5 protein-coding genes and 1 other RNA gene are annotated in these 7,390 nt (G+C 38.9%); all 6 read left to right on the forward strand.

What is annotated here, in order from left to right:
* Positions 1-20: 20 nt before the first annotated feature.
* The 6 genes from R2B77_RS14365 to tnpB all read left to right on the forward strand — a co-directional run bounded on the left by R2B77_RS14365 (position 21) and on the right by tnpB (position 7,152).
* Positions 21-767 carry an alpha/beta hydrolase gene (locus R2B77_RS14365; protein WP_203248718.1) on the forward strand — a complete coding sequence of 249 codons (747 nt, stop codon included), beginning with the start codon at positions 21-23 and terminating at the stop codon, positions 765-767.
* Between the two features lie 46 nt (positions 768-813).
* A complete protein-coding gene (gene rnr / locus R2B77_RS14370) occupies positions 814-3,141 on the forward strand; it encodes a ribonuclease R (RefSeq protein WP_203248719.1) in 2,328 nt (775 codons plus the stop codon).
* 306 nt (positions 3,142-3,447) lie between these two features.
* The gene (gene smpB, locus R2B77_RS14375) at positions 3,448-3,915 is read left to right on the forward strand and encodes an SsrA-binding protein SmpB (protein ID WP_203248720.1); all 468 of its coding nucleotides are present in this window, start codon (positions 3,448-3,450) and stop codon (positions 3,913-3,915) included.
* Positions 3,916-4,009: 94 nt separating this feature from the next.
* Positions 4,010-4,367: a transfer-messenger RNA gene (gene ssrA / locus R2B77_RS14380) on the forward strand.
* A gap of 352 nt (positions 4,368-4,719) precedes the next feature.
* A complete protein-coding gene (locus R2B77_RS14385; RefSeq protein ID WP_203248721.1) occupies positions 4,720-6,384 on the forward strand; it encodes a hypothetical protein in 1,665 nt (554 codons plus the stop codon).
* Between the two features lie 489 nt (positions 6,385-6,873).
* The gene (gene tnpB, locus R2B77_RS14390; protein WP_322555736.1) at positions 6,874-7,152 is read left to right on the forward strand and encodes an IS66 family insertion sequence element accessory protein TnpB; all 279 of its coding nucleotides are present in this window, start codon (positions 6,874-6,876) and stop codon (positions 7,150-7,152) included.
* Positions 7,153-7,390 lie beyond the last annotated feature (238 nt).

Consider the following 7,390-nt stretch of genomic DNA (forward strand, 5'->3'; position numbering starts at 1 on the left):
AATAGAAAGGAATACATATTATGCGAATATCTCAACCAAAACCATTTTTTATAGAAACAGGCAAGCGTGCAGTTTTACTATTGCATGGATTCACGGGCACTTCAGCAGACGTACGGATGCTTGGGCGCTTTCTTGAGAAGAAAGGCTATACATCGCTCGCACCCCATTATAAAGGGCATGGCGTACCACCGGAGGAATTGATACAAACTGGACCTGCTGAGTGGTGGCAAGATGTCCTGGCGGGTTATAATCAATTGAAGGAAGCTGGCTACGATGAGATTGCGGTGGCAGGATTATCGCTAGGTGGCGTATTTTCATTGAAATTAGGGTATAACATGCCTGTGAAGGGGATTGTCACAATGTGTGCGCCAATGTCGATGAAAACGACGGATATCATGTACGAGGGTGTCCTAGCGTACGCGCGGGAATATAAGAAGTATGAAGGAAAAGATGAGCAACAAATCGAAAAAGATATGGAAGCATTACAGCAACAATCGATGCCATCTCTCGCGGATCTTCGTGCACTTATTTACGATGTTCGCGAGCATATCGATCATATCTACGCGCCACTACTTGTTACGCAAGGATCACTCGATGACGTCATCGATCCAGACTCGGCAAATGTTATTTTCGACAATACCGAATCTGACGATAAACAGTTAAAATGGTACGAGCAATCTGGGCACGTCATCACGCTAGGACCAGAAAAAGTACAGCTACATGAAGATATTTTTGAATTTCTTGAATCACTGGATTGGCATGTGTGAAAAATAAAACAAATGATAATGCTAGGTAAATGAAGGAGTGAGATATATGGATAATTTCGATCAAGAGATGCAACAAAAATTGCTGTCCCTGATGAAAGACGAGTCATACAAGCCGCTGACTGTACAGGAAATCCAAGAACTAATGGGGTTTGAGCAAGCGGCAGAATTCAAGGAACTTGTCAAAATGCTTGTTCACCTTGAACAAAAAGGGCAAATTATTCGTTCAAGAACGAATCGTTACGGGGTACCTGAGCGCATGAATCTTGTGCGTGGAAAATTTATCGGTCATGCTAAAGGGTTTGGCTTCGTTGCACCGGAAACAGAAGGAATGGATGATATTTTTATTCCTCCACATGAAGTGAATGGTGCCATGAACGGGGATATCGTCCTCGTCCGTGTCACAAACGGCACGTCAGGAGACCGCCGCGAGGGCACGATTAGTCGAATCGCAGAGCGCAAAACAACAAAAGTTGTCGGCACATATCAGGATAATAAAGGCTTTGGCTTCGTTATTCCCGATAATAAAAAACTGCCAATGGATATTTTTATTGCTAAAGGTGATGCACTGGACGCGGTAGATGGGCATAAGGTTGTCGTTGAAATAACAGACTGGCCAAGTGAATTAAAGTCCATGACAGGTATGGTGACACAAATACTAGGACATAAAAATGATCCTGGTGTGGATATTATTTCTATCATTCATAAGCATGGCATTGAAGTGGAATTTCCTGAAGAAGTGCTACAACAGACGAATAATATTCCAGACGAAGTGCAGGAAAAGGATTTATTCAAACGGCATGATCTGAGGGAAGAGCTGACCATTACAATTGATGGCGCGGATGCTAAGGACTTGGATGATGCGATTTCAGTTGTCAAAAATGACGACGGATCGTATGTATTGTCCGTCCATATTTCAGATGTCAGCTATTATGTAACGGAAAATTCTCCGATGGATGACAATGCTTTCGATCGCGGCACTAGTGTTTATTTGACGGACCGGGTCATTCCAATGCTGCCACATAAACTATCAAACGGGATTTGTTCGTTGAATCCAGGCGTCGATCGTTTAACATTGTCCTGTGTGATGACAATTGACCGCAACGGTAAAGTGACGGGTCATGAAATTTTTGAGAGTGTTATTCGCTCGAAGGAACGCATGACGTATACGGAAGTTTATAAAATTATCGACGAAAAAGATGAAGAGCTGAGTGCGAAATACGCACAGGTTGTGCCGATGATCAATCATATGGCAGACTTGGCAGCTATTTTGAAGCAAAAGAGAGTAGACCGTGGCGCCATAGATTTCGATTTTAAGGAATCGAAAATTCTTGTGGATGACAAAGGCTGGCCGACTGACGTGGTCATTATGGAACGTACCGTTTCAGAACGCCTCATTGAGGAATTCATGCTTGCGGCGAATGAAACGATTGCGGAGCACTTCCACTGGCTACAGCTGCCATTCCTTTACCGCATTCACGAGGATCCAAAAGCTGAAAAGCTGCAACGATTCTTCGAGTTCTTAACGAATTTCGGTGTGGTTGTCAAAGGAACGGGCAATAAAGTGCATCCACGTGCCTTGCAGGAAATTGTAGAATCAATTGCAGGCTTACCGGAGGAAACAGTTATCTCGACGATGCTGTTACGCTCGATGCAACAGGCGAAGTATTTAGATGAAAGTCTGGGTCACTTTGGCTTGTCGACAGAGTTCTATACGCATTTCACAGCGCCAATTCGTCGTTATCCTGACTTAATTGTTCATCGCTTGATTCGCAAGTATTTAATCGAAAAAGATGTTTCTCCACAAACGGTTGCGGAGTGGGGCGGTAGATTGCCTGAGATTGCGGATCATACGTCTGAACGTGAGCGTCGTGCTGTTGAAGCAGAACGCGATACGGAATCTCTGAAAAAAGCGCAATTCATGTTGGATAAAATCGGCGAGGAATTTGAAGGTGTTATTTCGTCGGTTACGAACTTCGGGCTGTTTGTTGAACTGGAGAACACAATCGAAGGACTTGTCCATGTCAGTTATATGACGGATGATTATTATCGTTTCGATGATAGACAAATGATGATGATTGGCGAGCATACGGGCAAGCAATTCCGTTTAGGTGATGAAGTAACGGTTAAAGTAGCGGCCGTGAAACCGGAGGAATCTGCCATCGACTTTGAAATTGTTGGGATGAAGCAATCCTTCCATCGAGCGCGCAGGGAAACCCCGAAAGTGATTCATGCGGAGAAAAAGGGTCGCGGTGGCGGTAAGTCTGACGATAAGTCGAAAGACAAAAAGAAAACGGGCACGTATAATAAAAAGAAGAAGTTTTATGAAAGTGTTGCTAAAAAAGGTAAGGGTAACAAGCCTAAAAAGAAAAAATGATACTATACGAATCAATTTCATAATAGAACAAATAGCCTTAAAATCCGAACGAGGTTGATTTACGCTTCAGGCGGACGCGTTCCGCGGGCACGGCTTCAGCCGCTTCCCTCGCTGTGCTCAGTCCAGGGTCTTCAGCTCGTGCTGTTCCCGCAGGAGTCGCCGCCTTACGCTCCAATCAACGACAATAGAATTGCATATTTGTAAATGATCTAACAAAAAATCGTGCAATTGTTCGTTTTTTAAACTAAAATAGATAATCATGAAATTACCTCGTATTGGATGGTATTTGATTAAGGGGTGAAAGAGATGGCGAAAGGCCAAGGGAAAGTTGTTGCGGTTAATAAAAAAGCGAATCACGACTTTGCGATTGAAGAAACGATTGAAGCGGGTATTGTGCTACAAGGAACGGAGATCAAGTCGATCCGTAACGGTAAAGTGCAGTTACGAGACGCCTTTGTGCGTATCCGTGACAACGAAGCGTGGATCTCCAATATGCATATTAGTCCATACGATCACGGTAACCAGTTCAACCATGACCCAACTCGTTCGAGAAAGCTGTTGCTGCATAAAAAACAAATTAGTAAATTGTTTGTCGAAACGAAACAGCAAGGCGTTGCGATCGTGCCATTGAAGATGTATTTAAAAGACGGCTTCGCAAAAGTGCTGATTGGCGTTGGTAAGGGTAAGAAAGATTATGATAAGCGTGAGGATCTTAAGAAGAAGGACGCTAAGCGTGAAATGGCTCGGGTCTTGAAGGATAGACAACGGGATTGATTTTTAGGTGAAAATGCGGTATGATAAGTACAGTAAGTCAGTTCAGAAACCTTTTTTAGCTTCGCTATTAAGGTCATCCTGACATCCTCATAACGGGGGCGTTACGGATTCGACAGGGGTAGTCTAAGCTTGAGTTGCGCGTCGGAGGGTTCGGCTCCGTCAGAAACGACACCTTATAATAACAGGCAAAACAAACAACAACCTAGCATTCGCAGCGTAAGCTGTTGAATCTGCCTTGTAGTTCTATCGCCCATGTAGCATTGCAGGGCTCACTCTAAGTGGGATACGACAGCTGTTGCCTTCTGAGGCAGTTGGAAGAGATTCGCAGAATAGCACACAGGACGCCCTGATTGCCGGCTACTGATGTGCGAAACCTAATAGTCAATCTACACGCGTAGACGCTTAAGTGTTAGGGCCTTTGGACGCGGGTTCGACTCCCGCCGCTTCCATATTTAAATGGTAGACAAAATTAGTCGTATTAATGGTTTTGAAGGATAGGGATATTGAACAGGAGTTGAACTCTTGGGCAATATCTCTTTTTTCATACCTATATATTTTAAGGTTAGAATAATGGATTTAATTTCTTTTCCTAATAGCTATAGCTCCAAAAAAATTGACAAGGTAATGTATGTAATTATTATAACAATGAAGCTAATTATTTTGTTACGGATGAAAAGTAGGAAAGTAGTGTGAATTTAACATTATTTGATTATTTCCTATAAAAGGATGAATATTGAAGCGTTTAAATTTAAAAAGAAGCTCTTTTCTATATATAAATATGATTGATAAAAGGTAGGTTATAACATGATTAATGAGCGAATAATACAAATTGAGGATGAGGTAGATCAGTATCTATATAATAAGTTAGATGAGAATACACCCAGGTATAAATATATTTACCATATGAACTTAGCTTTTATAGATTATGTTATCAAAAATCAACTTTGGTTTTCACAGGTTGAGAAATATATAGTATATTCTTTAAGTTATAATACATTTCTTGCTTATAAAAAATTAAAGGAAGAGGATATTACTGATTTTAATTTTGATCAAAACTTATATTTGGTTTGCTTTGAAAATTTGATACTTGGTATGGAGTATTCAATGTTGTGTGAAGTTTTTCCTGCTGTCAGGTCAAACAAAACAAGAATGTATATAAATGAAGAAAAAAAGACAATTACTGTTCAACAAGATAATTTGCCCCGTGGCCAATATGAATTCTTTTTGAAATATATAATAAAAAAGTCGCTTAGCTATACATTACAGATGACATCAGGGATGTTAGAAAAAAAGACAATTGAGGAAGCTGCTTCGGAATTGACTAAGGGATATTTTAGTTTTTGGAATGAAAATATGATGTATGATGATTTTGAGCCATATTCGCGTCTAGATTGGGGAGGAATTTCGTCATTTTTTATTTCCGCTGCTATGAACCGTTTTATTAGATTATATAGAGAAGATTTTAATCTCAATAAGATAGAGACGTCTAAAGTAATGGTAGTATTATCTCCAAATGGTAGAGAGAAATTAGTAGAATACACTATCTCCCAGGATAAAGAAATGGTTGAAAAAGTTCTCAATGACTTAATTTATAAACCAATTGGAAATGGATTATTTCCAAAATCTCATCTTTCAGACTCACCGGTAATATGCACAAAAGATGGTTATCTATTATTAAATCCACTTGTATTATTGTCAAATGATTCTAGTGAAACTATGTTATTAAATAATTTAAGGAAATGCGACAATAAACGGTATTTAAGAATAAAAGACAAGCTTAAAGAAAGAGTTATACCTCTTATTGAACAGCTAATTAAGCTAAAATATCCGGAGTCAATTGTAATAACAAACTTTAATCTACCTATACCTAATAAAAAGAACCAAAAAAGAGAATTAGATATTTTAATCGTAGATAATGATAAAGGTTTTGTATTATATATTGAGGTGAAACATTTTTTTAATCCGAATTCTTATTCAGAAATTAAAAGTCTGGATAACCAATTTAGAGATGCTCTAAAAAAAGCGCCAGATCAGTTATTTGCTATTCAAGAAAACTGGGAATTAATTAAACAAAGATACTCTGTACAAACTGAAATTACATCACTCAAAGCAATAATCTTTTCACATAATTACTTAGGAAAAGATGTAGAAATCAATACAGAGGTTCCAATTGTAAATACAACAAATTTCTATGAAAGTCTTGCAAATGCTTCAACAATTGAGGAGTTATATCGATTAAATAAAGAAATAGACTATATTTATACTAGCATACCTATTATTCAAAAGCCGCTTGATTTCAGTTTTGCTGGTTATACATTTAGCCTTGAATTGGAAACCATTGACCCAGTATTTGAAATAGAATTTTTAAAAGCGCATAGAAAAATTATCTTAAATGGTATTGATTTGAACCAACAAATAGTATTTAGAACCATAGAGGAATATGCACAGGCACTTTTAGAGAAACTATAAAATACAAAATAACAAGGAATTTGGAGAGGTAATTGAACCGGTATGATTAGAACTAAGTATATTCATTTATATATATCCAGAAGATGCTAGAATTGATTTCATTTCATACAAACCTTTCTATAATAATATATTAATATCCTAATTTTCGTACAGTGAATTCGGCAAATAAGCCTTGATATAACTAGGCATACCTTAGTTATTGTGATGACTTATTCGTAAGCCCGTACTCAAACAACGCATATAAACAAGCAGCACCTCCTGGTACGATAAACGTATCAATTGAAAGGAGGTGCTTTTCAATGCCACAACAACACAACCATTAGTCATCGTCCCCGTTACACTACATCCTATCGCAAATACTCATCAACTACACGTATTCGCAAAACCCTCCGGTTTTTGTACGATTACACTTGCGCATGCAGAAATCACCTTCCAAAATGGCGTGGAGGAGCGCATCATCTAAACAATTATAAGAGAGCTGATTGAACGATGAGGCAGGATTATACAAAAGTCAAAAATATCTATATCATTTGTGGAAAGACTGACATGCGAAAAGGGATTGATGGCTTAGCAACACTAATTCAAGATTATTTTGAGCTTGATCCATATAGCGATTCCATCTTCCTGTTCGCGGGTGGAAAAAAGGACAGGTATAAGTGTCTGTATTTCGATGGAGATGGCTTCACCGTGCTGTATAAGAGACAAGGAATACTGCGGATGACTTTTACTTTCAGCGGAACATGCCGCCGTTTATTCTTTTACCCCTAACATCGTCGTACGGTATCGTGACGCTACAGCAGTACACGAACTCATTTAATTGTGAGAGGAAAGCATGCTCTTTTATCTATCAGTTGGTATAATACAAAGTAAAGGTGGGGGTTGATATGCAAGAAATTGTTACACTGATTATTTTTACTGTTCCTGGATTGTTAACTTATTTTTGGGTAAATTCATTTGGGATAACTCCGACTTCTAAGAGAAATTGTTAATGACATAAGAAATCGTC

This window comes from Sporosarcina beigongshangi (genome assembly GCF_033485195.1).
Classification (GTDB): Bacteria; Bacillota; Bacilli; order Bacillales_A; family Planococcaceae; genus Sporosarcina; species Sporosarcina beigongshangi.

Bases quoted from the DNA above. Each gene is read 5' to 3' on its own strand.
- R2B77_RS14365 (WP_203248718.1), top strand. From the start codon at position 21: ATGCGAATATCTCAACCAAAACCATTTTTTATAGAAACAGGCAAGCGT.
- rnr (WP_203248719.1), top strand. From the start codon at position 814: ATGGATAATTTCGATCAAGAGATGCAACAAAAATTGCTGTCCCTGATG.
- smpB (WP_203248720.1), top strand. From the start codon at position 3,448: ATGGCGAAAGGCCAAGGGAAAGTTGTTGCGGTTAATAAAAAAGCGAAT.
- R2B77_RS14385 (WP_203248721.1), top strand. From the start codon at position 4,720: ATGATTAATGAGCGAATAATACAAATTGAGGATGAGGTAGATCAGTAT.
- tnpB (WP_322555736.1), top strand. From the start codon at position 6,874: ATGAGGCAGGATTATACAAAAGTCAAAAATATCTATATCATTTGTGGA.